A 26258-nucleotide genomic window follows, 5' to 3' on the forward strand; every position below is an offset into this window, starting at 1 on the left:
TCCCGCATCAGCTCTGGGTATCGAATTCGCTCCGATAAAGCAGATCGGGTACGTGCATCACGATGCAGTGGATTGCGCCGGCACTCTGGATGATCGAACTGCAATCGACATCGATGACATCGTATCCGGGCATGGCCGCCTCGTAGGTCGCGCGGGCCTGTGCATTGCGCGCGGTCTGACCACTGAAACGACAGATCAGCACGACGTCATTGACGATGACCGAATTTGCATAGGTGTAGTGCGTGCCGCCACTGCTCCAGCCCGGGGTGCGGAAAACCGTGTAGCCCCTGCCCGCCATCAGCTGGGCTGTGGAGTCGCTGACGGCCTTGGGAATGCCACCGGATTCACTTGCGTCGTATTCGCTGATCAGCACCTTGCCATTGGCCATGGGCAACATCCACATGTCGATGTGCTGGGTCGAGTCGAAGCTCTGCGGGAACGGATCGGTCAGGGTCAGGTCGAGCCCCTGATAGTCCAGGTAGGTGTCCTGGATCTGCTGCTCGGTCAGGCCCGGATTTTCGTTGACGATCAGCCGGGTCATGTAGGCATCGCGATCGGCGAACAGATGAAAATTGCCTCCGCCATGGATCAGCGGCATCGCATACACCGGTTCGCCCAGATAATTGCCGAACGCAATCGGGATCAGGTTGTCATTCGGGCGTGGCCGGTTGTAGGTGTGATCGACAATCGCGCGGCGACCGGAATCGATGATGAAGCGCGGACCGTAATCGCGCATCCAGACCGAATCGGTGGGTGCAATGACGAAACGCACATGGGCGATGTCGGCGCCGGCGCTCTGCAAGGTGCTACTCGCCGAGTTCTGCTGACTGGTGCTGCTGACCACGACATAGACCGTCGAAGGTGGCGTGGCGGTGGTCAGCGGTACCGTCATCTCCGTCAACAGCGAATTGAAAGTACCCCAGCGCACGACGATGCCTTCGTTGGCCTCGAATTCCGCCTCGGCGCGGACGGTTCCGGTGGGCGGAGCGAAGGGAAGATCGGGCACTGCCGCGGGCGGCAGATTGATCTCGCCAGGAGCGAGGCCGCGTGGCAGCGAAAACGCATAGTCATCGGTAATGCCCGCAAGGACAGCAGGATCAGCTCGCCTGGGTTCGGCGTGTAGCGTCGCTGGCAGCAACAATGCAAGCACGCCGAGTGTCAGAAACTTCATGCGCTGTATATCCCGAAGCAGACCAGATGGCGTTCAATTCTAGAGGACTTTTCGCCCGATTTCCGCCGACGGGTGTGCGCCAGGCCACGGTTTGAAGGACAATCGGGGTTTTCCGGAACAGCGAACCGACCATGGACTCCAGCACCCGCGAACGCCTCTCCAGCGAACTCGAATCGATCCGTGAACAAGGCCTGTTCAAGACCGAGCGCATCATTGCGACGCCGCAATCGGCGGCCATTCGCACGACGGACGGACGCGAAGTCCTCAATTTCTGCGCCAACAACTATCTCGGACTGGCCGACAACAGCGAAGTCATCGCAGCAGCCAAGCTCGCCCTGGATACGCATGGCTTCGGTCTGGCCAGCGTGCGCTTCATCTGCGGCACGCAGGATCTGCACAAGCAACTGGAAGCGCGCATTTCGGAATTCTTCGGTACCGAGGACACCATCCTTTACACCAGCTGTTTCGATGCCAATGGTGGCCTGTTTGAAACCATCCTGTCCGACCAGGATGCCGTGATCTCCGACGCGCTCAATCACGCTTCCATCATCGACGGCATCCGCCTGTGCAAGGCCGAGCGTCGGCGTTATGCCAACAGCGACATGGCCGAACTTGAAAAGCACCTGGCCGAGACGCAGGACAAGCGCTCGCGCCTGATCGCTACCGACGGCGTGTTCTCGATGGATGGCTACATCGCCAAGCTCGATGAGATTGTTGCACTGAAGAAGAAGTACAACGCCCTGCTCATGGTCGACGACTCGCACGCAACCGGCTTCGTCGGCCCCAACGGCCGAGGCTCGGCCGAATTGCACGGTGTCATGGATGAAGTCGACATCTACACCTCGACGCTCGGCAAGGCCCTGGGCGGGGGATCGGGCGGCTTCACCACCGGCCGCCGCGAGATCATCGACCTGCTGCGCCAGCGTTCGCGGCCCTATCTGTTTTCCAATACGCTGCCACCGCCGCTGGTTGCGGCCAGCATCAAGGTCTTCGAGATCCTCTCGCGATCGAACGATCTCCGCGACAAGGTCGAGGCCAACGCGCAACACTTCCGCAAGCGCATGAGCGAAGCCGGCTTCGACCTGCGCCCCGGCAACCATCCCATTGTCCCGGTCATGCTCTACGACGCCAAACTCGCCCAGCAGTTCGCCAGCGCCCTGCTCGAGGAAGGCATCTACGTCATCGGCTTCTTCTATCCGGTCGTTCCGCAGGGACAAGCCCGCATCCGCACGCAGATGAGCGCGGCGCATTCGATTGCGCAGATTGATCGGGCGGTGGAGGCGTTTGTGAAGGTGGGGAAGAAGTTGGGGGTCATCTAAAGCAACACCGAGTATGTCCCTGCTCATCATCGCAGCGGCCTTCAACAGCCGATTGGCTGGTCAGGCTGGGATCCAGTTCTGCCCTTGAATTGCAAAGAAAAAACGCCAGGGCTGGATGACTAGCCATTCGGCTGTTGAGAAGCGCCCAGCCTGCGCTGCAACTACGGCCTATTCAGTGATGCCCCAAGTCGCCGCCGCCCGCGAAGCGCTAACCAAGCCGTAAAAGCGAGTGCTGTGGTGAGCAGGATGAATGCGGACATTGTCAGCGCAGGCAACTCGACAGGCGCGATATCTCCGCGGCGCAAGATTACGGTTGATACGTTGTTGTCGGGGTTGATGTCATCGAAGAATTCTGCAGCGCCGAAACTGAATGGCCAGACTGGAGGCGCCTGATTTGAAAGCGCCAATGTAAAGCGACAGCTGCGGATTTCACCAACTTCCAGCGCGCCCTGATCCAGAGACGTTGGAAACCATACAAGATTGTAGTGGAATGTTTTTCCGTCCGAGATGATTGCGCCGAATCCCTGACAGTCCGCTGTTCCTGGAAAGCCAACATCGAACTGATCGTAGAAATCTGAACTGAAAAGCGAAAACTTGGACCCAGAGGTAGGCACGGCTACCGGCCCGTGATTGGTCACAGCCAGAGTGAACACGATCGGCTGACCTGGAATCAGCCCAGAGCTGGGATGGGCGGCAAGCTCAACCGAAATGTCGGTTTGCGCGTCGGCCAGTGTGCAGGCTGACAAACCTGTCACCCAGATCATTGTGATTAGGACAATTCGCGAAACGCTCATTGATGGCGCCTGATCGAGCATACGATCTGTTGTTGTATTGCCAACGTGGGCATTGAAGCAAGGTTTTCACTCACCTCCGGGCGGGCGAGTTACTTTGTCTTGCGCGCAAACTGCGCTGGTGTTGTGGCAACAACCCAAGGCTTTCACTCGCCTTCAGCGAGCGAGTTACTTTCTCTTGCGTGGCCAAGAGAAGAGTAACCAAAGAGAAGGCCACCCCACGCACGCGCCCTACGCACAGTCCCTGTGCTTCAGGTGCGCGAGCCAGCGCCGGGGTTTGCTGACAGTCCATCCATGGACTGGCAGCAAACTGGCCCACGTCCTGTGGGCCATCCTACGGACAATTCCTCCGCAGCCTCGCCACGTGCGACGGGACCCTATCAGCGCGCGTCCTGCGCGCCAGAGCAAAGGCAGAATCAAGAGCGCCCTCATCCCCCTTCGGGACCTTCTTGCGCTGTACGGGAGAAGGAAAAGCTCAAGGCGATCCGGATCCATGTGCTCGCGCGAGCCTGCTTTTGCTTCGGCTTTGCTGCGCAGGAAGCACAGTGACCGGGGCCCCTATGCAGTGGCGGAGTGGCGCAGGAAAGGCCCGCAGGGTGGCTCGCAAGGATGCGAGTCAGTTGGCTGCCAGCACATGGATGTGCTGTCAGCCAACCCCCGGAGCCACTTCGCGAAGTCGGAGGGCAGGAGCCCGGAGACCGCTGCGTCGGGGTGGCCTTTCTCTTGGTTACTTCTCTTTGGCCACGCAAAGAGAAGTGACTCGCTCGCCCGGAGGCGAGTGAAAATAGGCAGGGATGCCGCGCCGCGTAGCGGCGTAGCTTTTCGGAAGTCCTCGCGCCGCTCCTGCGGCGCAGTGGCCACGCAAAGAAAAGTGACTCGATCGCCGGAGGCGAGTGAAAGCTTTGGGCTAGTGCCTCAACGTCGACGCGACGCAATCATGTGAAAGCTTCGCTTTTGCTTCACAACGCATAGTTGGCGCAAGACCCAACCGAAAGCATCGCACCTGAAGGCGCTCCTACAGAGGGTTCCTGGACTCCGACAATATCCAGCAATCCACTGCCGTCTATAAAGTCGGCGAACCCAGAGAGCCAACCTCATCCAGACTCAACTCCCGCCACTCCCCTTTCCCCAATTCCCCCAGCGACAAGGACCCAATCGCAATCCGCACCAATCGCAATACTGAAATATCGAACGCTGCAAGAAGCCGACGAATCTGCCGGTTCCGGCCTTCATCCAGAATCACTTCGAGCCAGGCGTTCTTCTCGCCACGGCGCAACTCGACGACAGAAACTGCGGAGAGGCGCTCGCCATCTGCATCGATCCCCGATTCCAGTTTCGTCAGCAAGTCGGGATCAGGCAGACGATCGATCTGCACGTGATAGGTCTTCTCGAGATGGGCGTCGGGGGCGGTAATGCGTGCGGCCCACTCGCTGTCGTTGCTGAACAGCAGCAGTCCTTCGCTGGCCTTGTCGAGTCGCCCGACAGGCGCCAGCCAAGGTAGTTCGCGATCCTTGAACAGGCTGTACACCGTGTCGCGACCCCGTTCGTCGTCAGCGGTGGTTACCAGCCCGCGTGGCTTGTTGAGCATCAGGTATTTTCTTGATGCCGGGACGGCCAGCTCATCGTCGATGAAAATGCTGGCGTCGCTGTCCGTTCGCGCTTCGGGATCGTGGACGATGCGATCCCCGACACGGACTCGCCCCGCGCGCACCAGCACTTCGGCTTGAGATCGGGAGCAGATGCCGCGCTTGGAAATCACGCGTGCAAGACCATGCTGACCGGTCGATGCGGGCGCTTGAGGCGGGCGCTTTCGTGGTCGAAATGGTTTGACTGGCAAGTCTGCATGCTCCGCAAACGAAACGGGGCGCCGAAGCGCCCCGTGGATTCTAGTGCCAATCCAGCCTCATGGACGGCGTTCGAGCGCCGGATCGTCCTTGCTGACCGGCATCAGGTCCTGCTTGGAGACACCGAGCACGAGCAGCAACGGGTTCGAGATGAAGATCGACGACAGCGTGCCGATGAAGATACCGATCAGCATGATCAGGCCGAAGTTCTCGAGGGCCGGGCCGCCGACGAAATACAGCGTGCCGACTGCGAGTGCCGTGGTCGAACTCGTCATGATCGTGCGCGACAGGGTCGTGTTGATCGACTTGTTCAGAACCTGGGCCGGCTCACCCTTGCGCGAGGCCCGGAACATTTCACGCACACGATCGAAGACGACGATGGTGTCGTTGATCGAGTAGCCGATGACCGACAGCACCGCAGCCAGCGCAGGCAAGTCGAATTCGCCGCCGATCAAGACAAAGATCGCGACCGTGAACAGCGTGTCGTGGATTTCCGTGATGATCGCGGCGACGGCAAATCGCCACTCGAATCGAATCCACAGATAGATGGTAATGCCGATGACGACGAAGATGATGGCGACGAGGCCGCTTTCGCGCAGCTCCTCGCCGACTTGTGCACCGACGAATTCGCTGCCGCGCACACTGGCATCGGAACGCTGCGTCTGCAGTGCTGCCAGCACCTTGGCGGCGAGAAGATCATTGGCCTGTGCACTGGCTTCCTGCGTGGTCGCTTCCGCTTCCTTGTCGGCGACGATGCGGATGGCGAAATCGTTGGTGCCACCGAAGGTCTGCACCACGGCGTTTTCGAATCCACCGGCGGTCAGGGCCGAACGGACTTCGGCCACGGTTGCAGGTTTCTCGTAGCTGACTTCAATGCTTGTACCGCCCGTGAAGTCCAGCCCGTAGTCGAGACCGCGGGTGAGAATGATTGCTGCAGCAAGGATCGAAATGATGGTCGCAACGACGAGGCTGGTCTTGCCCCAGCGCATGAAGTCGATCTTGCTGTTCGGATTGAAGAGTTCCATGAATGAATCCTTGAGGTCAGATCGGCAACGACTTGAGCTTGGAGCGACCGAAAATCAGCGCAACAAGAGAATGGGTTCCGGACACCGATGTGAACATCGAGGTCAGGATGCCGATCGACAGGGTGATCGCGAAACCACGAATCGGGCCGGATCCGAAGGTCATCAGGCTGAGCGTGGCGATCAGCGTGGTGACGTTGGCATCGAGGATGGTCGACCAGGCTTTTTCATAGCCGGCTCGAATGGCCGCGAACGGTGTCATGCCGTTGCGCGCCTCCTCGCGGATACGTTCGCAGATCAGCACGTTGGCATCGACGGCCATGCCGAGGGTCAGCACGATGCCGGCAATGCCGGGCAAGGTCAGGGTGGCCTGGAAGATGCTGAGCACGGCCACGATGAGGACCAGGTTCATCAGCAGCGCAACATCGGCAATCAGCCCGAACACCTTGTAGTAGATGCCCACGAAGACGACCACGAGGAGCATGCCGAGAATGACCGCATGCATGCCCTTGCGGATATTGTCCGCACCAAGTGTGGAACCGATCACGCGCTCCTGGACGATATCCACCGGCGCGGCCAGCGAACCGGAGCGCAACAGCAGGGCCAGCTCCGAGGCTGCCTTGGCGCTTTCCAGTCCGGTGGTCTCGAATCGGCTTGAGAAGACACCGCGGATCGTCGCCAGACTGATGATGTATTCCTCGATCTTCGCGCTGCGCACTTCCTTGCCGTCGACAATACGCACTTCCGGGATACGCTCGACCAGCACGACGGCCATGCCCTTGCCGACGTTGCGGGAAGTGAAATCGAGCATGCTGCGTGCACCGGTCGAGTTCAGCACCACCGATACGGCTGGCGTGCCGGTCTGCTGATCCGTTGAACTGGAGGCGTCGACCAGTTCGTCGCCGGTGACGATGACCTTTTTCTTGAGCACGGCCGGACGGCCATCCTTGAAGTAGTAGATGCGCGAATCCGGTGGTACCGATCCGGTACGCACGGCGTCGGCCACGTTGACGCTCTCGTCGACGGCCCGATAGTCGAGGGTGGCGGTCGCGCCGAGCATCTTTTTCGCTTCGGCGGTGTCCTGCAGGCCCGGCAGCTCGACGACGATGCGGCTGTCGCCCTGCTGCACGATCATCGGCTCGGCCACGCCGAGCGAATTGATACGGTTGCGCAGGGTGCCGACGTTCTGCTTGATCGTATTGTCGGCGATTTCCTTGATGCGCTCGGGCTTGACCGTGGCCACCAGGGTCGGCGAACCACTGACAGTCTGGCCGTCGGCGACATTGAGATCGAGCAGATTGGCGCCAATGGCAGCGGCGACCGCATCGCGCTCCTCTTCATCGGCAACCTGGACGATGATGCCCTGGGCGCCGCGATCGACCTTGACGTTGCGAATTTCCTTCTCGCGCATCAGGCTGCGGATGTCGTCCACATAACGCTGTTCCTGTGCCAGGAGCACGCTTTTCTGGTCGACCTGCATGAGGAAGTGCACGCCACCCTGGAGATCCAGTCCCAGCGGCATCGAGTTGGCGCCGATCATGCGCATCCACTCGGGCACCGTGGAGGCCAGATTCAGCGCGACCGTGTAGTTGTCGCCGAGATCGGTGCGCAAGGCACTCGCGGCGGACAGCTGGGAATCGGTGTTCGGGAACAGCGCGAGCAGGCGATCGTCGTTGATGTCGACGCGCTCGAATTCGATCTTGCGTTCCTGCAGGGCCTGCAGGGCACGCTCCTTCAGGGCTTCGTCAACAACGGCATTGTTCCTGCTGGCCAGGACCTGCACGGCCGGCTGCTTCTGATACAGCGAGGGTATTGCGTACAACACACCGATAACGGCCACCAGGGCGACCAGGATGTGTTTCCAGCGTGGATAATCGTTCATTCTTGCCAATCCGGTTTTGCGCTGATGCCGAAGAGCCCAGCGTATCGTTCGTCCGTTCCGCGCTGCAGCCCGGGCTCACCGATCGCCATTGCTGCGATCGGCAGAGATCCGTCCTCTCGCCCGGCTACCAGAGCGTTGGGCTCGCCCGATGCGATCTCAAGCCTGCTTGATCGTGCCTTTTGGCAGGACTGCCGTCACTGCGTTCTTCTGCACCTTGACGCTGATGTTGTCAGCGATTTCCAGGGTGATGAAGGAATCGGCGATATCCTCGATGCGGCCCACCAGGCCACCCGTGGTCAGCACTTCGTCACCCTTGACCAGTGCGGCGACCATGGCGCGGGCTTCCTTTGCGCGCTTCATCTGCGGGCGGATCAGCATGAAGTAGAAGATGCCGAAGATGATGATCAGCGGCAGGAAAGACATCAGCGGATTCGGTGCGCCGGCAGCGGGCGCGGCCTGTGCATACGCGGAACTGATAAGGAAATCCATTGCGACTCCAAGGGTTTGCGGTTCGTCCGGCGAATACCGGGACGCGAAAAAGGTCGCGGATTATGCCATGACAGGGCCAGCGGCGCACGAGCGGGGAGACCGCCCTGCCAATGGACCCCGGCAGCGTCAGTCGTCTCCGGGCAGGACGTAGTCGAGGCCGTAATGGTGGACGCCCTCGCGTATATCGATGCTCAGCGAGCCGCTGATGCCCTCGAGTTCGCCGGTTCCCGAGTCCGGAACCACGATCACGGCCAGACTGGGCTCGCCGCGGTTCATGGTGCCCGAATGCTGCAGGACAAAGCCGCCGCTGCGGCCGTGAAGGCTCCCGGTCACCCGCTCCATCGCGACATAGCCGGCCGATCCCTTTACCGCTGTCATGGCACTGAGCATTTCGCCAATGCTGGTGGCCTCCAGGTCGCCGCGGAATTGCTTGTTGATCGAGATCCGGCCTCGGGTCTCGCCCTCTCCGACCTCATTGAGGTCCAGAGGATTGAGGGTTACTTCGAAGGTTCCGCTTGCATGACGGGTCATGGGATCGGTCTGCCGATTGAATGAGAAGGCCGACCTTGCAGCCAGACAGACCCTCGGTGCAAGGTCGGCGCATCCCTTTCAGCTGCCGGCCCTGCGCAAGGTCAGGTTGTAGCGGCACGGACCGGTCAGTGCATGGTCGCCGGGCTTGAGCGGGCGTACCCCGTGAAAGGCCAGGCGCGATGGTCCGCCCCAGACGACGACATCGCCATGTCCCAGCGGGATCGAAATCGGCTTTTCCGAGCGCGTGCGGCCGCCAAACAGGAAGGTTGCCGGCAGACCAAGCGATACGGAGACAATCGGCGCGCCCAGGTCAGGTTCGTCGCGATCCTGATGCAAAGCCATGCGCGCACCCGCCTGGTAGCGGTTGATCAGGCAGGCATCCGGCCGGAAACCGGGAAACCCGGCGAGTGTCGCCGCCTCTTCCGCAAGCGCCATGAAGATCGCCGGCATGCCCGGCCAGGGCCGCTGGCTCAGCGGATCCAGCGCTTCGTAGCGATAGCCGCGCCGGTCACTGACCCAGCCCAGGGGCCCGCAGTTGCTCATGGCCACCGACATCCTTGCGCCACCGGGAATCAGCATGTTGCGCGGCGGAGCCGCTTCGAGCACGCCGTTGATGGCATCCAGCAGCTCATGCGCGCGGCCGCGCGCCAGATTCCTCAAGACGCTGGCCCCGGCCGCAAGAGATTCCTTGCGTACCTCGCTGTTGCGCGTGTCGTCTTCAAACAGATCCATGGCGACCCAACCACGGCAAGAGTTCCCGGCATCGGACAGCACTGATGCCATGGAAAATCGTCGCGATTTGGTAGATTTCTTGCATGGAGAAAAGGATGGGGGTCATCCCGGACCTACGCAAGCAGGGGCACGAATGAAGACCATTGGCCTGATTGGTGGCATGAGCTGGGAATCCAGCCTGATCTACTATCGCCTGATCAACGAACAGGTCAAGGCCCGGCTTGGTGGCCTGCATTCCGCGCGGCTGATTTTCTTACAGCGTGGATTTCGACGAAATCGAGCAGTTGCAGCAATCCGGCGACTGGGATGCGGCCGGTCGGATCCTGGCCGACGCCGGCTGTGCACTGGAGGCCGGTGGTGCAAAGTTTCTCGTCCTCTGCACCAACACCATGCACAAGGTGTCGGCAGCGATCGAGGAGGCAACCACCATTCCGCTGCTGCACGTGACCGATGCCACCGCGCAGGCGGTGCATGCCGCCGGCCTCAGCCGCGTCGGCCTGCTCGGCACGCGATTCACCATGGAGCAGGATTTCTATCGGAATCGACTTTCGTTTCCGCACGGCATTGAAGTGCTCACGCCAGACGCCCATGGTCGGGACGCCGTCCATCGCGTCATCTACGAAGAACTCTGCCTCGGCACGATCAGCGACGCCTCACGCGAAATGTATCAACGCACCATCCAGGACCTGGTCGCCCGAGGTGCGCAGGGCATCGTGCTCGGGTGCACCGAAATCGGGCTCCTGATCCGGCAGGCCGATGTCGATGTGCCGCTCTTCGACACGACCGCCATCCACGCCAGCGCCGCTGTCGAGCAGGCCTTGAGGCAGTCGATTTTGCGAAGGTGAAGTTTCCCGGGTAACCGAACGAGACTGGATCCAGTCGGCATTCATGCTCAATTCGCAGCGCCATTTCCCCTCTCCCGCCGGGAGAAGGAAAGAGCACTCCCCGACTTCCCACTCCCTGCTCGATCAGCATCAGCAGCAGCGACCTCCGCCACCGCGGTAGCGCGCATTCTGTCGATCCTTGAAGAACGCTTCGTAGCTCATCGGAGTCCGATCGGGATGATGGCTGCGAACGTGCGCCAGGTAGGCGTCGTAATCCGGCACGCCGATGCTGCGGCGGGCCATCTGCACCGACTTGCGCCAACAAGTGAGAAAGGTTTCAGCCCAGTCAATTTCCTGCACCGAAGCCATGAACCCCAATGCAGCGCCTTTGCTCTTGTCGTTGGCTTTCATGCCGCCTCCCTTCCTGACCCCACTCACAACCGCACCGATTCCAGCGCAACGTACGGCATCTCCACCGACGTTGGCCGATCCACGCGCCGCGCCTTCAGCGAGGCCCGAAGGCCGAACACGACGACGACGACCACGATGCTCATGAACAACAACGCGAGACCCGCATTGACGGAGTCGTTGATGATGATGCGCTGCATGTCGTCCAGGGACTTCGCCGGCGCAAGTATCTGCCCCTGCGCGAGCGCATCGCCGTACTTCGCTGCATGGGAAAGGAAGCCGATGCGGATGTTGTCGTCGAAGACTTTCTGCCAGCCCGCCGTCAGCGTGCAGATCACCAGCCACACGGTCGGAACCAGAGGGACCCAGACATAGCGGTCACGCTTGCTGCGGATCAGAATCACACTGCAGACCGTCAGCGCGATGGCCGCCAGCATCTGGTTCGCAATACCGAACAAGGGCCACAAGGTATTGATGCCGCCCAGTGGATCGACCACACCCTGATAGAGGAAGTAGCCCCAGCAACTGACGCAAAGCGCCGTCGCGATCACGTTGCCTGCCCAGGATTCGGTCCTCTTCAAGGCCGGCACGACCATCCCTGCCAGCTCCTGGATCATGAAGCGGCCGACCCGTGTTCCGGCATCGACCGTGGTCAGGATGAACAGGGCTTCGAACAGGATCGCGTAGTGATACCAGAACGCCATCATGCCCTCGCCGGGAATCACCGAATGGATGATCTGGGCCATGCCGACAGCCAGTGTCGGCGCCCCGCCCGAGCGCGAGAGGATGCTGGTTTCGCCGATCTGGGTGGCGGTCTGGCTGAGGACATCCGGCGTGATCACGAAGCCGAGCTGGTTGATGGCCTGGGCGGCCGATTCGACGCTTGTCCCAAGCAAGGCGGTCGGAGCATTCATGGCGAAATAGACGCCCGGATCGAGCACGCAGGCCGCGATCAAGGCCATGATCGCGACAAAGGCCTCCATCAGCATCGAACCGTAACCGACCGCGCGTGCCTCGCTTTCATTGGCCAGCAGCTTCGGGGTGGTGCCCGAGGAAATCAGCGAATGCCAGCCCGACACGGCGCCGCAGGCGATCGTGATGAACAGGAAAGGAAACAGGCCACCGGCAAAGACCGGACCGCTGCCATCGATGAAGCGGGTCAGTGCCGGCATGCGCAAGTCCGGCGCCGCGACGAGAATGCCGAGCGCGAGCAGCACGATCGTTCCGACCTTCAGAAAGGTCGACAGATAGTCGCGCGGTGCGAGCAGGATCCAGACCGGCAGCACCGACGCAAGAAATCCATAGGCGATCAGCATCCAGGCCAGTTCGCGCCCCTCGAAATGAAAGCGCCCGGCCCAGACCGGATCCTGCGCGACCACACCGCCAAGCCAGATCGAAGCGAGCAGGAGCAGCAGGCCGATGATGGACACCTCAAGCACCCTGCCCGGCCGCAGCCAGCGCAGGTAGATGCCCATGAACACCGCGATCGGCATGGTCATGGCCACCGTGAAGGTGCCCCAGGGGCTCTCCGCAAGTGCCTTGACCACGACCAGGGCGAGCACGGCGAGAATGATGAACATGATCATCAGGATGCCGATCATGGCGACCACGCCGGCGGCTGGACCCAACTCCGCGCGCGCCATGTCGCCGAGAGACTTGCCATCCCGACGCGTGGAGAAGAACAGCACCATGAAATCCTGCACGGCGCCGGCAAAGATAACGCCGACCAGGATCCAGAGCGTGCCGGGCAAATAGCCCATCTGTGCGGCCAGCACCGGACCGACCAGCGGACCGGCACCTGCGATGGCGGCGAAGTGATGACCGAAGACGACGCTCTTGTCGGTCGGAACGTAGTCAAGCCCGTCATTGCGCAGCACGGCCGGGGTGGCCCGGGTTGCATCCACTTGCAGCACACGTTCGGCGATGAATCGCGAGTAGAAGCGGTACCCGATCATCAGGATCGACACCGCGGCCGTGACCAGCCAGATCGCGTTGATGGTCTCGCCCCGATGCAGGGCGACCGTGCCCAGACAGAATGCACCCAGCACGGCTACGCCAAACCAGCCGACCTTTCCCATGAATCCCCGCATGCAGCCTCCGCGGCAAACAGATTGCCTGCGCCAGAGCCTGTCCGTGCCGGAAGGTATGGTCAAGCTGCGACGCAAGAAGTGGCGGCAAGCGCGGCGCCTGTCTCAGGGCCGGTCGGGATGGAACCGACATTCGGCGACGCGTTGCCCTTGCCTGGCCATGCAGGCGTTCAATTCGGGAAATCAGTTCCGCGGCGAGGCCAGCGCTCTGTCGTAGTCTTGCATCAGTCCGTCGGCGATCTGCGCCAGCGCATTGAGGCGAGGAATCATCGAAAGAGCGATCTCGCGGCCATCCATGCCGTTTTCCGGCGCTATCGAACCCAGCTGATCCACCGCGAGGTTCTGTACGCGCTGGAAATTTTCCTGCAATTCGTAGACCTTGGCCATGCGCGTGATCCAGGCCAGGTCAATGGACTGACTGGCCCGCGTAGTGGCCGCAGCCTGCCAGGCGGCCGATGAAAGCAGCGCGATGTCGAGTTCGACCCTGAGCTCTTTCGGTTGCGGGGCTTCCGAGCTGACCGCTGCGCGAAGACTCTCAAGCGTGGCCCGGATATTCGGCTGCACGCCAGCCAGTTCGCTTCGGTTCTCTTGCAGCTCGACGAGGATCGCCGCACGGGCCGCATCCGCCCGCAGGGTTTGCTGCCGCTCTTCACTCCAGTTGTTGATGGCCAGTGCCAGCAGCAATGCCACGACAACGGACGCTGCTTCGATGAGGATTTCGGGGAGTCGCTCGCGCAGTCGAATCGCAAGCGATGGTCGATTCACGACGCCGGATTCGGTCTGCATCTCGTTCACAGCCACTTCGCCCTTCGCAACAACCAGAACAGGCCGCCGCATATGCCGATCGTGACGGCGATCATGACCGAATAACCCCACTTCTCGTCGACTTCGGGCATGTGATGGAAATTCATGCCATACCAGCTGGTCAGCAAGGTGGGCGCAGCGAGCAGGGCCGCCCATCCGGCCAGTCGCTTGACCACTTCGCCCTGGGCCACGGTGACCAGCGACAGGTTCACGGTCAACGCCGCGGTCAGCATTTCGCGCATCGTGTCGGTCGATTCGTTGATGCGCGCGGCATGATCGTAGACATCGCGAAAATACGGGCGCACTTCGTCGCGCAGCAGGCCGGTGTACATGCGCGTGAGCTGATTGAGTATGTCCTGCAATGGTCCGATGGCCAGTCGCAGCGTGACCAGTTCCTTTTTCAGGTTGTAGAGCCGGCGGATGGTTTCGCGCTTGAACGTGTCTTCGAAGATGTCCTCTTCAAGCTCCTGCAGGTCTTCGCGAAAGCTGCGCACGATCGGCATGAAGTTGTCGACGATGAAATCGAGCACCGCGTAGAGCGCATAACTGGGGCCATAGATGAGCATGTCGGGCGACTGCTCGCAGGTCCGCCGTGCAGGCGCATAGGAAAGAGAGGCCCCATGGCGCACGGTGACCAGATAGCGCTTGCCGACGAAGATATGCGTCTCGCCGAACTGGATCGTCGCACTCACGACCTGGGCCGTCTGCGCGACGATGAACAGCGAATCGCCATAGGCCTCGATCTTCGGGCGCTGATGGGCGTTGTGCGCATCCTCGATGGCCAGGTCGTGCAGGCCGAATTCTTCCTGCAATTTTTCCAGCAGGGCTTCGTCGGGCTCGACCAGTCCTACCCAGACAAACGTGTCGGGGCGTTCAAGCACATCGCTGATTTCGTCGAGCGTGATATCACCGATGCGCTTGCCTTCGATGTCGTAGGCCACGCAGTTGGCCACCATCGCGGCCGCCTCGACGGGCGAGGCGCAGGCGGAAGCAAGAATTGCATTGGCGGGTTTATCCATGGGCGCATCATGCTCGCCACGAATGCGTCCGGCAATCCGATGACCCGGGCAGGCTCAGCGCACGCCGTGCATGAGGCGCTTGATCAATGGCGTCAAGACAAGCACGACGATGCCACTGCCGATACCGATCTGGGCCGAAAACACGAACAGATCATCGTACTTGGCCAGCGCCTCGGCGACATCGAGCACCGTCCCTTCGGGAATCTCGATGGAGGACAGCTTGCCGAGTTCGGCGGCCAGGATTTCGGAATAGGAGGTCCCGAGGAACCAGCCACCCATCATCAGGCCGACCACGCGCGGCACCGAAAGCTGGGTAACCGCCGAGAGTCCGATCGGCGACAACAGCATTTCGCCAATCTCGAGTACGAAGTATGCCAGCACGAACCACCAGATATTGGTCAGACCGTTGGCCTCGGGATGACGCGCGCTCCAGACCAGTACAAGGAAGGCGAGCCCGGCGAATATCAGTCCGTAGGCGGACTTGGCAGGCTTGCTCGGATTGAGCCCGTGTTTCTCCAGCCGTGGCCACAGCCAGGCAAAGAATGGCGCAAGAACCAGGATGAAGAATGCGCCCAGGAAGGTCAGCTGGCTGGCCGACCACTCCAGGCCGAGCGCCTGATGGTTCATGGCGCGGTCCGAAAACAGCACCCAGGAACCGTAGGTCTGCTCGTACAGGGTAAAGAACAGCAGGCAGAAGGCGATGAAGGTGAGCACGGCAAACATCTGGTCGCGTTCGACCTTGGTGCAATGCTTGAACATGAACCAGAGGATGCCGCTGAACAGGCAGACCGAGACCAGGTGCATCGACAGTACGACCGGCGTCGGCTCGAAAAATCCCGGAACGATCGCGAGGATCAGCGAATGCGCCTGAATCAGGGCCCAGACCACGAACAGGCCGGCCAGTGCGCAGAGATAGATGACATGCTCGCGCGATAGCGGGCCGAACAAACGCTCACGAAGCTTTTCCGGATCACGCGGTTCGGCATGGCCCATCAGGTATTTCTGGCCATACAGGAAATTGGCCAGGCCGGCGATCATGCCGATGCCGGCAGCGCCGAAACCCCAGCCCCAGCCGTAGGTTTCACCGAGCCAGCCGCAGAACAGGGCTGAGACCGTCGCACCAATATTGATGCCGGCATAGAAGATGCTGAAGCCGGAATCGCGACGCGGATCGTTTTCCGGATAGAGCTTGCCGACGATGGTCGAGATGTTCGGCTTGAGGAAGCCGACACCCATGATGATCAGCGCCAGCGAGAAATAGAACACCTGCAATGCAGCGGTGTCGCGCGTGATCACGCCGTTCACCATCGTGGCCTGATCGCCTTCGATGGCCATGCCGAGGTGACCGAGGACCAGCAGGACGCCACCGAAGACAACCGCCTTGCGCATGCCGAGCCAGCGATCCGCAATCAGCCCGCCAATGACCGGCATCGCATAGACCAGGCCGCCATAGGCGCCGATCAGGTTGTAGCCGAAGTCATCGGTGAACAGGTGGTACTTGACCAGATACAGCAGCAGCAGGGCCTTCATGCCATAGAAGGAGAACCGCTCCCACATCTCGGTAAAGAAACAGATGTAGAGGCCCTTGGGATGGCCCAGGAATTCAGCGTTTCGCAAGGGCGCAGGGTCAGCAGGCAATTCGGGCGACATGCACATTTCCGGCAACGGGCAGGCACCGAGTATAGCCATGCATGCCGCAGACCGGCCCGGAACAGGACGGCCCGATCAGCTGTCCCGCTTGCTGCAGCAGCCCGGGCTTGGCCGGATGTTGTCGATAGGAATCAACACCTTGCCCTTGCCGATGGAGAGGCGAGTGGTCCGCGCCGGAATCGATCCACGCTCCGACGGCCAGCTGAAGCGGGGTGCCTCAGCAGGTGACACCCTCGCTTGCGCTCGCCTGGCTGACAGAAGGCGGCGGTGATGGTCGCGAGGTCCTCTCAAAGCGACCGAGGTAGCGATCACGCTTCTTCTGCCTGAGCCGGGCCAGGTCCACCAGGATCAGGCCATCGATCGAATCGGCAAATGCCGGATCGATGCCAAAGCCGAGAAAGCGGGTGCCACCCGGCTCGCACAGCTCGGAGTATTGCTTGTAAAGGGTCGGTATCCGCACGCCCAAGGAATCGAGTCGGTCGCGCAACAGCGGCATCGCGGATTCGGCATCGAGCACGCCGAAGTCGGGCGGCACATCGACAAAGCGAAACGGTCGCTGCGTATGCACCAGCTGCTGGTCGTGACCGAAGTAGCGCGAGTAGTAGGCCACCAGCCACTCGCGCGCCTCGCGCGGCAGGTTGGCGCTGATCGACACCGGCCCGAACAGGTAGCGAATCTCCCGGTGCTGCTGCAACCACGCGCCGATGCCGTACCAGAGATAGTCGAGACTGCGCGTGCCCCAGTACTTCGGTTGCACGAAACTGCGTCCCAGCTCCATGCCACGCTCGATCGTCGGCAGCAACCGGCCATCAAACTCGAACAGGCTCGCCGTGTAGAGGCCCTTCTGACCCTTCGTGTCGAGCACACGCGCGCACGGCACGGCGCGGTAGGCGCCGGCTACTTCGCTTGCTTCGGCATCCCAGAGCACGATGTGGTCGTACCAGCTGTCGTAGGCGTCGGTATCCATGCGCCTGCCGGTGCCCTCGCCGACGCGGCGGAATGTCAGTTCGCGCAAACGCGAAATTTCTCGCAGCAGAACCGAATCGCTGGACAATCGGCCGCCATGGATGCGCTTGCCGTCGGCGGTTTCACCGAGCAGATCCAGGCGATCCAGCTCGGCACGTATCGCGCCAACCGCGGGTCGATGGATCAACGGCGCCTGCGCGGTTGGCCACTGATCATCCCGCCGTCCGATGGCGTACACGGCACGACGTACATCGCGGCTGGCGCGCTGCCGATCGGCCGGGCCCTGCATGAATTCGCTGACTGCGCGTGGCCGGCCGACGCGGACCTCAAGACGTTTTTCCCTGGCGAACATCTCGCGCGCCAGCAGACCGGTTCCGAGCGGACGAAAGAGTGCGGATGCTGCATAGAACAGCGCCGAATTCCTGCCCTCGATGCGCAGCGGGACGACCGGAGCGCCTGCCTGGTCGGCAAAGCGCAGGAATCCATGCCGCCATGGTGCATCGCGAATACCCAGCGCGGTCATGCGTGAAACTTCACCGGCCGGAAATACGATCACGGCCTCTTCGCGCTCCAGCGCCGCCGAGATCTGTCGAACACTGTCCGGACCCGCCTTGCCGCCAAACACGCGCAGAGGAATGAGCAAGTCCGACAGGCCCTCGAAGGCAAGCAGGAAATCGTTGGCGACGATGCGAACGTCGCGGCGCACGCTGCCAACCATCGACAGCAATACCAGCGCATCAAGCGCACCCAGTGGGTGATTGGCGACGAGAACAACGCGACCGGTCTCCGGGATACGCTCGCGTTCAACCTGATCGACCAGGAAACGGCAGTTGCGCCATTCGAGAGCCGCCTCGACCAGGGCCAGTCCGCGCAAGTGGGCATTCTCGCGCAGGAATTCCTCGATGGCATCGAGGCGCGACGCGCGCGCAATGGAGCGCACCAGCGGTCGCGCGAGGTCCGCTCGCCGACCCGAAAACCAGTGCGGAAAGCGCGACTCGACCTTCGACTCGAGATTCAGCATGCAGCGGACTTCCTGGCGAATCGGAGCCTCGCATGCTGCGCACTTGAAGTTTCACCGCAATGACGACTTTCTTCACGTCACTGTCACAGTGTCAAAGCAGGATAGATGTCCGAAACCGAGCCTTCGGAATGATGCTGATGCAATCCACCATGGCAGCCACCCCGGCAAGCCTGCGCGACAGACTGGATCGACGCATCTTCAATGCGATCTGGTCGCGCAATCTAGTCTACAACACATGCTGGGAAGATCCCGCGGTCGACAACCAGGCGCTTGCACTCGGCCCGGATGACACCGTGTTGGTCATCACCAGCGCCGGCTGCAACGCGCTCGACTACGCCTTGCGCGCTCCGCGGCGCATCCACTGCGTGGATGCCAATCCGCGTCAGAACGCCCTACTCGAATTGAAGATCGCCGGCATTCGTCGCCTCGCCCACGAGGACTTCTTCGCGATCTTCGGCGAGGGTTATCACCCGCGCTTCGAATGCCTCTATCTGGAACGCCTGCGTGCGGAGCTCTCTCCATTCGCCCAGGACTACTGGGATCGCCACGCGAACTGGTTCACCAGCCGGCGCGGCAGTTTCTATTTCCACGGACTCTCCGGCATCGTCGCGCGCGTCGCCCGCGGCTGGTTTCGGGCCCGACCGAAATTGCATGCCGCGACGATCGACCTGCTCTCGGCCAGCGATCTCGAAGAGCAACGCCGCATCTACGACGAACGCGTTTCCCCGTTGCTCTGGGGCAGGGGCGTGAACTGGCTGATCTCGCGCCAGTTCGTCATGAACCTGCTCGGCGTTCCCCACCCCCAGCGTCGCCTGGTCGAAGCCCAGCACCACAACGGCGTTGCCGGCTTCATTCGCGACTCAATTCAGTACGTGTGCCGCCAGCTGCCGCTGACCAACAACTATTTCTGGCGCGTGTATCTGACCGGCCGCTATTCACCGGATTGCTGCCCGGAATACCTCAAACCGGCAAATTTCGAGCGTCTCAAGAGCGGTCTGGTCGACAGCATTCACGTGCATACCCGCACCGTCACCGAGTTCCTCAAGGACACGGATGAGCGCATCAGCCGCTTCGTCCTGCTTGATCACATGGACTGGATGAGTTCGTACTATCCGGATGCGCTGCGCGAGGAATGGGAGGCCATTCTTGATCGAGCCTCGCCCAGTGCACGCATCCTGCTTCGCAGCGCGCAAACACGGCCCGAATGGCTGGACGCGCTGGCAGTCGGTCCGGGCAATCGCAGCCTGCGCGAGACCCTGCATTTCCACAACGACCTGGCCGATGCCCTGCAGCCCGCCGATCGCGTGCACACCTACGCTGGCTTCGTGATTGCCGATGCGCCGGCTTGACGCCATCCGGGCCGACTTTCCGATCCTGCGCGCCATGCTGCGCGGTATGCCGAAGTCGGCCAACCAGGCCGACAGCCTGGCCGAATTCTATGCGCCGCAAGCCGATTCCTACGATCGCTTCCGTGAGCGTCTGCTGCACGGGCGCGAACAGCTTGTCGAGAAGATTCCCCTGTTTGCGGGCGCGCATGTGGTCGACCTCGGTGGAGGCACCGGTCGCAACATCGAGTATTTCGGCGATCGTGCTGCGCACATCGAGCGCTATGAGGTTGTCGATCTGTGTGAGCCGATGCTGGAGCGTGCCCTCAAGCGCTCGGGCAACTATCCACAGCTGCGCGCCATCCACGCAGACGCGACCCGATGGAAACCGGCGCACGACGTTGACGTCGTCATCCTTTCCTATTCCCTGACCATGATCCCGGACTGGCGCGCGGCCATCGTCAATGCCTTGTCGATGCTCAAGCCCGGCGGCGTTCTGGCGGTGGTCGATTTCTATGTCGCGGCAGAAAACCCGCTGCCAGGCTGCAGCCGACATTCCTGGCTGACACGGCGCTTCTGGCCAGCCTGGTTCAGCCACGATGGCGTACGCCTGGACAGCGCCCAGCTGCCGACCTTGTGCAGCCTGCTGCCGACCTGTGAATTGACCGAGACCTGCGCGCCGGTTCCGTATCTTCCACTGCTACGCGTGCCGTACTACTCCTTCATCGGTCGCAAGCCATGAGCACACGTGTCCGCTCTGTCTTCATCTCCGATGTGCACCTGGGCACGCGTGCCTGCCAGGCCGAGCGGCTGCTCGAATTCCTGCGCGCCTACTCGGCCGAGAACCTGTTCATGGTGGGCGACATTGTCGATTTCTGGGCCATGAAACGCGAAGTGCGCTGGACCCAGGCGCAGAACACGGTCGTGCAGAAAATCCTGCGTCGAGCGCGCCACGGCGAGCAGGTCTACTTCATTCCCGGCAACCACGACGAAGCACTGCGCGAGCACGTCGGAATCAGCTTCGGCGACATTGCCCTGGTTCAGGAGCACGTCCATGTAATGGCGGACGGCAAACGCTTTCTGGTCCTGCACGGCGACGAGTTTGACCAGGTCACCCGCTACCATCGATGGGTCGCGGTACTTGGCGATATCGCCTACAACTGGCTGGTGCGAATCAATGTCTGGCTGTCCTGGGTACGCCGGCGCCTCGATATCCCGGGTTACTGGTCGCTGGCCGGTTACGCCAAACGCAAGGTCAAGATTGCGGTCAGCTTCGTGGGCGACTTCGAAAGTTCGGTCGCCCGCGCCGTACGCGAGCGTGGCCTGGACGGCGTGATCTGCGGACACATTCATGTCGCAGCCATGCACAGGGTCGATGGCATCGACTATGTGAACTGCGGAGACTGGGTCGACAGCTGCACGGCCATCGTCGAACATCACGATGGTCGTCTCGAGCTGATCGAATGGGAGAAAACCGGCGCGGAACCGATCAGCGAAGAAATCGCGTCTGCACTGCATGACCTGGCCAGGGCGCCGGTTGCCTCGGCATCGCCGAACAGGATCGAGCAGTGAGCGGACCGTGCAAACTTCAGAATGCGGTCAGCACACCGAGAAACTCCTCGCCGTAGCTGGCCAGCTTCTTTTCACCCACGCCACTGATCGTGGCCAGCTCGCCGAGCGATTGGGGCTGCTCGCGAAGCATCTGCAGCAAGGTGGCGTCGGCGAATATCCGATAGGCCGGTATGCCCTGCTCCCTGGCCAGCCGCGCCCGCGTGTTGCGCAGTGATTCCCACAGCGCCGACTCGTGCGGCGCGATGTCGATGCTCTGACTCGAGCGCGCGCTGCGAGCCGTCTTCTGCCGGGCCTTGCGTTCGACCTTGTCCGCGACATGGCGCATGTGGACTGTGGTCTCGCCGCGCAGCACGGCACGGCTGGCATCTGCCAGACGCAACGTGCCATAGCCTTCGTCGTCCGGCACCAGCAAGCCGGCGGCGACCAGCTGCCGGAAAATCGCGCTCCACTGCCGGTCATCGAATTCGGCGCCAATCCCGAACGTGCTGAGCCTGTCGTGGTCGAACTTGCTCACCCTCTCGCCTTCCATTCCTCGCAGTACGTCGACCAGATGCCTGACCCCAAAGTGCTGGCCGGTGCGATAAACGCAGGACAGGGCTTTTTGCGCGGCCACGGTCGCGTCCCAGGTCTTCGGCGGATCCAGGCAGTTGTCGCAATTGCCGCAGCTCCCCGATGGCATCTCGCCGAAATAGCTCAGCAACTGGCGGCGTCGGCAAGTCGTGCTTTCGGCAAAACCGATCAGCGCATTGAGCTTGGCCCGCTCGACCCGCTTGCGCTCCTCGCCCGAATCCGACTTGGCGATGAACTGCGACAGGGTAACGACGTCGCCCAGGCCGTAGGTCATCCAGGCTTCCGATGCCAGGCCATCGCGACCGGCGCGCCCGGTTTCCTGGTAGTAGCCCTCAAGACTCTTGGGCAGGTCCAGATGCACGACGAAACGCACGTCGGGTTTGTCGATGCCCATGCCAAAGGCGATGGTCGCGACCATGACAACGCCGTCATCGCGCAGGAAGCGCTGCTGGTTGGCGCGGCGCGCCGCAGCGTCCATGCCGGCGTGATATGGCAGGGCGACAAACCCGTCCTCGACCAGGGCCGCGGCAATCGTCTCGACCTTGTTGCGTGACAGGCAATAGACGATGCCGGCTTCATCGCGATGGCTGGTGAGGAAATCCCTGAGCTGACGACGCGGATTGTCCTTCTCGACCACGCTGTAGCGGATGTTCGGGCGATCGAAACTGGCAACGAAGCTGCGCGCGGATTCCAGCCCGAGCCGCTCGATGATCTCGCGTCGTGTCGGCGCGTCGGCGGTGGCGGTCAGTGCGATGCGCGGCACCTCCGGAAAGCGTTCATGCAGGATGGTCAGCTGCCGGTACTCGGGGCGGAAGTCGTGCCCCCACTGCGACACGCAATGCGCCTCGTCGATGGCGAACAGACTGATCTCGGCCTGTTCGAGCAAGTCGAGAAAGCGGCCGGTCAGCAAACGTTCCGGCGCGACGTACAGCATCTTGAGATCGCCCGCCCGAAGCCGCTGCTCGACTTCGCGCTGGGCTGCGGCATCGAGACTGGAGTTGAGAAATGCCGCCTCGATGCCAAGCTGATGCAGGGCTTCGACCTGGTCCTGCATCAGTGCGATCAGGGGCGAGACGATGATGGCCGTGCCCGGTCGAAGCAGGGCAGGTATCTGGTAGCACAGAGACTTGCCGCCGCCCGTCGGCATCAACACCAGGGCATCGCCTCCCGCACTGATACGTTCGATGATGGCTTGCTGATCGCCGCGAAACGCGGCATAGCCAAATACGGAATTGAGAACTTGCAGCGGAGTTTCGGACATGGTGGCGATGCTAGCAGTTGCCCGCGCCTGACGTTGAGTGAAGTTGTTTCATTCTGCGGATGACGTGCGCTGCCAGGCTTGCCGGGACCTTGCAACGGATGGAGTGGTTTCCGAAAGATCAGTAGCTTTCGGCCAGGTGCCGCTCATCCTTCGACAGGCTCGGGACGAACGGCTGTTTGAGGAGCGGTTCATCCTTCGAACGACACGGAACCGAATGGCACTGACTTGGCGCCACCTCCTGATTTTCGTCACTCCAGCGCAGGCTGGAGTCCAGTTCCATTGCTGTCACGGCAAGAATCAAGAAAGAACTGGATCCCAGCCTGCGCTGGGATGACGAGCACCAGATTCGTGCCGTTCGCCCTGAGCCTTTCGAAGGGCGCTTTGGGAACCTCATGGAACGAGTTTCCGGGTGTACATCCTCCATTGTTCGGACAGCAGCTACTGCACAGGCCATACTGACGATCTCGAGGCGAGGCTGGACTGGCATGTCACCGGCAGGACTCAGTCTTGCTGCACCTTCAGCCGAAGACTGCTGACAGGTGTCTTCTCGCAAGAATTCCTCACGCGCGAAGACGCACTTGCCGCCGAGCGGAAGATCAAGGGCTGGAGCGGAAGCAGGAAGGAGGCCATGATTGCGGGTGACTGGCTGGAGGTTTCCAGGCTTGCCAGAGCCCGGTCCGGTGCCGAATGAAGAAAAAAGACGACTCAAGCGCAGTTCTTTCGCCCATCCCGGTGCAGACTTTCCATAATCCCGCTGTCGATTGAGCTTATGAAAGGCAGATTTCCTTTACTGATTTTCCTCACCTCCGTGTCGGTGAGTTCGGCACTGGCCGATTCACCGCCCCGCTTTCCGCCGGGCGCGGTCTGGCATCAGGATATTTCATCCGCGGCGGTGCATCCCAACTCGACATCGATGATCAGCACGCTCGGCGGCTGGGGCAATGGCAATCGGTTCCAGATCGACTTCTCGCTGCAGACCTACCCGCAGGCGGCAGCCGGCACTCCGATGCGGCCGGTCATTGCGCACGCCGGATCCGGCGAATACTACTCGCCGGACTGCGAAGCGCTGCCGACCAGCATGCCGGTCCCTGCCGATGCCGCGTTCGAAGGACAGAGCGGGCTCAGCTGCGACAACGACAGCGAAGACTGTCACCTGATTGTCCGCCAGGGCAATGTGCTCTACGAGCTGTATTCCGGCAACCTTTCCAGCGGCGTGCTCAATGCACGCTGCCTGGTCAAGTGGCAGCTCAACGCCGTGTATCCACCCGAGGGTCGCGGCGAACACTGCACGAGTTCGGATGCGGCCGGATTTCCGATCGCGCCCTTGCTGGTCAATGCCGATGAAGTGGCTGCCAACATGGGCAATGCCAATTCCGACCTCGGCCATGCCATACGCTTCATCCTGCCGAATTCGAGCATGGCCCGGGACACGTCCCTCGGCGGGGTTGGCGGACGCCTGTATGTACGCCCCGCTTCACACGCCGGCGGACCCAGTGGCGCGGTCGGATCCGTACCCTACGGCGTGCGCATGCGGCTCAAGTCGAATTTCGACATGAGCGGCTATAACGCAGCGGCACAGGTGGTTCTGCGTACCATGCAGCGCTACGGCATCGTGCTTGCCGATGGCGGCAACATCGCCCTGACCTTCGAATCCGATCGCTACACCACGGCCAAGTGGAATACCGTCGGTATCAATGCGCATACGTTCTGGAACGGTGCGAATGGCTCGACGCCGGTGCTGGTCAGTCATTTCGAAGTGATCGACACCGGCCCGCGCATTGCCGAGACCTGGAACTGCGTGCGCAGCACGGTGACCGTGCCGGACATCATATTCCAGCATGGATTCGAGCAACCGGGCTGATCCCTGCCCTGGCGAATGCCCGACCGAGAGTGTCCGTCCAGTAGCCGCCCACCTATACTGATGCCTTCGCTGTTGAAGGATCACGCCCATGCGCAATGCTGTCTTGCTGCTTCTCGCCCTGATTCTCTGGGTGCCACAGGCGTACTGTTCCGATGAATACACCCAATCGATCGAACAATGGCGCGCAAGGCGCGACGCTTCGCTGAAGAAGCCCGATGGATGGTTGAGCTACGCGGGCTCCGGCATCGTCAATCTCGGCAAGAGCACGGTCGGCAGTGCCGAAGACAACGACATCGTGCTGCCCAAGGGTCCGGCGCGTCTCGGCACGTTGACGGTGAACAAGGCGGGCACCGCGAAATTCAGCGCCGCGCGCGACAGCGGCGCGCTGATTGACGGCAAGCCGATCAAGGGCAAGGTGGTTCTGAAGGACAAGACGGCCGACGGCAAGCCCACCCGCATCATGGTCGACGATGCCTGGTTTTATCTGGTGCACATGGAGGACGTGATCGGCTGGCGTTTCCGCGATCCCGATTCGCCCGCCCTGCGCGCGTACGCAGGAATCGACTATTTCCCGATCGATGCCAGCTGGCGGATCGAAGCCGACTGGATTCCCTACGATCCCGTCCACGAGATCGAGCTGGTCACGATCATCAACACGCTGAGCAAGGCCGAGATCCCGGGCAAGGCCGTATTCGAGCGCGAGGGTGTCCGCCATGAGCTGGAGCCGGTACTCGAAGACGACGGCACGCTGTTCTTCATTTTCACCGACAAGACCAGCGGCAAGGAAACCTACGGCGCAGCCCGGTTCCTCTATTCCGAGCCACCTGCCGACGGCAAGGTCGTGATCGATTTCAACAAGGCCTACAACCCGCCGTGTGCGCTGTCCCCGCACGTTGTCTGCCCGACCGCGCCGCCGCAGAATCGCTTGCGCATGCGGGTCGATGCCGGCGAGAAACTCTACACCTCGAAGGCGAAGCAGGATGCGTGAACGCTTCGGCAGGCGTCCGGCATAATTGCGAGGAACCCGTGGATCGCCCTGGCATGACGACTGGCTCATGCCCGAACTGAAAGGAACAGCAACATGGTAGTACTCGTCGAAGTGGTGGGCG

22 protein-coding genes and 1 pseudogene are annotated in these 26258 nt (G+C 61.6%); 8 read left to right on the plus strand and 15 right to left on the minus strand.

The features are described 5' to 3' along the window. Positions 1-7: 7 nt before the first annotated feature. The gene (locus R3F00_RS02795; protein ID WP_371280181.1) at positions 8-1171 is read right to left on the minus strand and encodes an agmatine deiminase family protein; all 1164 of its coding nucleotides are present in this window, start codon (positions 1169-1171) and stop codon (positions 8-10) included. Positions 1172-1302: 131 nt separating this feature from the next. Between R3F00_RS02795 and kbl the strand changes: the two genes are divergently transcribed. Beyond that, complete coding sequence (kbl, locus tag R3F00_RS02800) at positions 1303-2490, plus strand: glycine C-acetyltransferase (RefSeq protein ID WP_371280182.1); 1188 nt, start codon at positions 1303-1305, stop codon at positions 2488-2490. Between the two features lie 161 nt (positions 2491-2651). Here kbl and R3F00_RS02805 read toward each other — a convergent pair whose 3' ends face one another. The 7 genes from R3F00_RS02805 to alkB form a co-directional block, all read right to left on the minus strand. Then, on the minus strand, positions 2652-3254 hold the full coding sequence (locus R3F00_RS02805) for a hypothetical protein (RefSeq protein ID WP_371280183.1): 603 nt from the start codon (positions 3252-3254) through the stop codon (positions 2652-2654). 1090 nt (positions 3255-4344) lie between these two features. Beyond that, positions 4345-5118: a pseudouridine synthase gene (locus R3F00_RS02810; RefSeq protein WP_371280184.1), complete on the minus strand. Its 774-nt coding sequence runs from the start codon at positions 5116-5118 to the stop codon at positions 4345-4347. A 66-nt stretch (positions 5119-5184) separates the two neighbouring features. Then, positions 5185-6150 carry a protein translocase subunit SecF gene (gene secF, locus R3F00_RS02815; RefSeq protein ID WP_371280185.1) on the minus strand — a complete coding sequence of 322 codons (966 nt, stop codon included), beginning with the start codon at positions 6148-6150 and terminating at the stop codon, positions 5185-5187. Positions 6151-6166: 16 nt separating this feature from the next. Next, positions 6167-8029, minus strand: coding sequence for a protein translocase subunit SecD (secD, locus tag R3F00_RS02820; protein ID WP_371280186.1), 1863 nt, complete (start codon positions 8027-8029; stop codon positions 6167-6169). A 156-nt stretch (positions 8030-8185) separates the two neighbouring features. Next, on the minus strand, positions 8186-8518 hold the full coding sequence (yajC, locus tag R3F00_RS02825; protein WP_371280187.1) for a preprotein translocase subunit YajC: 333 nt from the start codon (positions 8516-8518) through the stop codon (positions 8186-8188). 126 nt (positions 8519-8644) lie between these two features. Next, positions 8645-9049: a DUF3224 domain-containing protein gene (locus R3F00_RS02830; RefSeq protein WP_371280188.1), complete on the minus strand. Its 405-nt coding sequence runs from the start codon at positions 9047-9049 to the stop codon at positions 8645-8647. A gap of 78 nt (positions 9050-9127) precedes the next feature. Beyond that, positions 9128-9781, minus strand: a complete 654-nt coding sequence (gene alkB / locus R3F00_RS02835; protein ID WP_371280189.1) for a DNA oxidative demethylase AlkB — start codon at positions 9779-9781, stop codon at positions 9128-9130. Between the two features lie 133 nt (positions 9782-9914). Between alkB and R3F00_RS02840 the strand changes: the two are divergent. Continuing rightward, positions 9915-10626: pseudogene (locus tag R3F00_RS02840) on the plus strand (aspartate/glutamate racemase family protein). A gap of 129 nt (positions 10627-10755) precedes the next feature. Here the strand turns inward: R3F00_RS02840 and R3F00_RS02845 are convergent. The 6 genes from R3F00_RS02845 to R3F00_RS02870 all read right to left on the minus strand — a co-directional run bounded on the left by R3F00_RS02845 (position 10756) and on the right by R3F00_RS02870 (position 18560). After that, positions 10756-11016, minus strand: a complete 261-nt coding sequence (locus R3F00_RS02845) for a YbdD/YjiX family protein (RefSeq protein WP_371280190.1) — start codon at positions 11014-11016, stop codon at positions 10756-10758. A 23-nt stretch (positions 11017-11039) separates the two neighbouring features. Beyond that, positions 11040-13103, minus strand: coding sequence for a carbon starvation CstA family protein (locus R3F00_RS02850; protein WP_371280191.1), 2064 nt, complete (start codon positions 13101-13103; stop codon positions 11040-11042). A gap of 180 nt (positions 13104-13283) precedes the next feature. After that, positions 13284-13865, minus strand: a complete 582-nt coding sequence (locus tag R3F00_RS02855) for a hypothetical protein (RefSeq protein WP_371280192.1) — start codon at positions 13863-13865, stop codon at positions 13284-13286. A gap of 26 nt (positions 13866-13891) precedes the next feature. Further along, positions 13892-14923 (minus strand): magnesium/cobalt transporter CorA, encoded by a 1032-nt coding sequence (corA, locus tag R3F00_RS02860; RefSeq protein WP_371280193.1) that lies wholly within the window; start codon positions 14921-14923, stop codon positions 13892-13894. 54 nt (positions 14924-14977) lie between these two features. Further along, positions 14978-16573 carry a peptide MFS transporter gene (locus R3F00_RS02865; RefSeq protein ID WP_371280194.1) on the minus strand — a complete coding sequence of 532 codons (1596 nt, stop codon included), beginning with the start codon at positions 16571-16573 and terminating at the stop codon, positions 14978-14980. A gap of 217 nt (positions 16574-16790) precedes the next feature. Then, on the minus strand, positions 16791-18560 hold the full coding sequence (locus R3F00_RS02870) for a lysophospholipid acyltransferase family protein (protein WP_371280195.1): 1770 nt from the start codon (positions 18558-18560) through the stop codon (positions 16791-16793). A 137-nt stretch (positions 18561-18697) separates the two neighbouring features. On the opposite strand from R3F00_RS02870, the gene R3F00_RS02875 reads away from it, so the two are divergent. From R3F00_RS02875 to R3F00_RS02885, 3 genes are read left to right on the plus strand one after another with little or no spacing between them, the layout of a single operon-like run. Further along, complete coding sequence (locus tag R3F00_RS02875) at positions 18698-19909, plus strand: DUF3419 family protein (protein ID WP_371280196.1); 1212 nt, start codon at positions 18698-18700, stop codon at positions 19907-19909. Further along, on the plus strand, positions 19896-20627 hold the full coding sequence (locus tag R3F00_RS02880; protein ID WP_371280197.1) for a class I SAM-dependent methyltransferase: 732 nt from the start codon (positions 19896-19898) through the stop codon (positions 20625-20627). Before R3F00_RS02875 ends, R3F00_RS02880 begins: the two co-directional genes overlap by 14 nt. Beyond that, positions 20624-21457 carry a UDP-2,3-diacylglucosamine diphosphatase gene (locus R3F00_RS02885; RefSeq protein WP_371280198.1) on the plus strand — a complete coding sequence of 278 codons (834 nt, stop codon included), beginning with the start codon at positions 20624-20626 and terminating at the stop codon, positions 21455-21457. Before R3F00_RS02880 ends, R3F00_RS02885 begins: the two co-directional genes overlap by 4 nt. Before the next feature lie 16 nt (positions 21458-21473). Here R3F00_RS02885 and recQ read toward each other — a convergent pair whose 3' ends face one another. Then, complete coding sequence (gene recQ / locus R3F00_RS02890) at positions 21474-23288, minus strand: DNA helicase RecQ (protein WP_371280199.1); 1815 nt, start codon at positions 23286-23288, stop codon at positions 21474-21476. A 409-nt stretch (positions 23289-23697) separates the two neighbouring features. Between recQ and R3F00_RS02895 the strand changes: the two genes are divergently transcribed. The 3 genes from R3F00_RS02895 to R3F00_RS02905 all read left to right on the plus strand — a co-directional run bounded on the left by R3F00_RS02895 (position 23698) and on the right by R3F00_RS02905 (position 26137). Then, a complete protein-coding gene (locus R3F00_RS02895; protein WP_371280200.1) occupies positions 23698-23979 on the plus strand; it encodes a GIY-YIG nuclease family protein in 282 nt (93 codons plus the stop codon). A gap of 123 nt (positions 23980-24102) precedes the next feature. Next, positions 24103-25149 carry a hypothetical protein gene (locus R3F00_RS02900; protein WP_371280201.1) on the plus strand — a complete coding sequence of 349 codons (1047 nt, stop codon included), beginning with the start codon at positions 24103-24105 and terminating at the stop codon, positions 25147-25149. 88 nt (positions 25150-25237) lie between these two features. Next, entirely contained in the window at positions 25238-26137 is a 900-nt protein-coding gene (locus R3F00_RS02905; protein ID WP_371280202.1) for a DUF1684 domain-containing protein, read from the plus strand. Positions 26138-26258 lie beyond the last annotated feature (121 nt).

The organism is Dokdonella sp., assembly GCF_041395345.1.
Taxonomy (GTDB): domain Bacteria; phylum Pseudomonadota; class Gammaproteobacteria; order Xanthomonadales; family Rhodanobacteraceae; genus Dokdonella.

Bases quoted from the DNA above. Each gene is read 5' to 3' on its own strand.
- R3F00_RS02805 (WP_371280183.1), bottom strand. From the start codon at position 3,254: ATGATCTGGGTGACAGGTTTGTCAGCCTGCACACTGGCCGACGCGCAA.
- R3F00_RS02885 (WP_371280198.1), top strand. From the start codon at position 20,624: ATGAGCACACGTGTCCGCTCTGTCTTCATCTCCGATGTGCACCTGGGC.
- secD (WP_371280186.1), bottom strand. From the start codon at position 8,029: ATGAACGATTATCCACGCTGGAAACACATCCTGGTCGCCCTGGTGGCC.
- R3F00_RS02870 (WP_371280195.1), bottom strand. From the start codon at position 18,560: ATGCTGAATCTCGAGTCGAAGGTCGAGTCGCGCTTTCCGCACTGGTTT.
- R3F00_RS02880 (WP_371280197.1), top strand. From the start codon at position 19,896: ATGCGCCGGCTTGACGCCATCCGGGCCGACTTTCCGATCCTGCGCGCC.
- R3F00_RS02845 (WP_371280190.1), bottom strand. From the start codon at position 11,016: ATGAAAGCCAACGACAAGAGCAAAGGCGCTGCATTGGGGTTCATGGCT.
- R3F00_RS02830 (WP_371280188.1), bottom strand. From the start codon at position 9,049: ATGACCCGTCATGCAAGCGGAACCTTCGAAGTAACCCTCAATCCTCTG.
- alkB (WP_371280189.1), bottom strand. From the start codon at position 9,781: ATGGATCTGTTTGAAGACGACACGCGCAACAGCGAGGTACGCAAGGAA.
- secF (WP_371280185.1), bottom strand. From the start codon at position 6,150: ATGGAACTCTTCAATCCGAACAGCAAGATCGACTTCATGCGCTGGGGC.
- R3F00_RS02865 (WP_371280194.1), bottom strand. From the start codon at position 16,573: ATGTCGCCCGAATTGCCTGCTGACCCTGCGCCCTTGCGAAACGCTGAA.
- R3F00_RS02850 (WP_371280191.1), bottom strand. From the start codon at position 13,103: ATGCGGGGATTCATGGGAAAGGTCGGCTGGTTTGGCGTAGCCGTGCTG.
- R3F00_RS02795 (WP_371280181.1), bottom strand. From the start codon at position 1,171: ATGAAGTTTCTGACACTCGGCGTGCTTGCATTGTTGCTGCCAGCGACG.
- recQ (WP_371280199.1), bottom strand. From the start codon at position 23,288: ATGTCCGAAACTCCGCTGCAAGTTCTCAATTCCGTATTTGGCTATGCC.
- yajC (WP_371280187.1), bottom strand. From the start codon at position 8,518: ATGGATTTCCTTATCAGTTCCGCGTATGCACAGGCCGCGCCCGCTGCC.
- corA (WP_371280193.1), bottom strand. From the start codon at position 14,923: ATGGATAAACCCGCCAATGCAATTCTTGCTTCCGCCTGCGCCTCGCCC.
- kbl (WP_371280182.1), top strand. From the start codon at position 1,303: ATGGACTCCAGCACCCGCGAACGCCTCTCCAGCGAACTCGAATCGATC.
- R3F00_RS02905 (WP_371280202.1), top strand. From the start codon at position 25,238: ATGCGCAATGCTGTCTTGCTGCTTCTCGCCCTGATTCTCTGGGTGCCA.
- R3F00_RS02875 (WP_371280196.1), top strand. From the start codon at position 18,698: ATGCAATCCACCATGGCAGCCACCCCGGCAAGCCTGCGCGACAGACTG.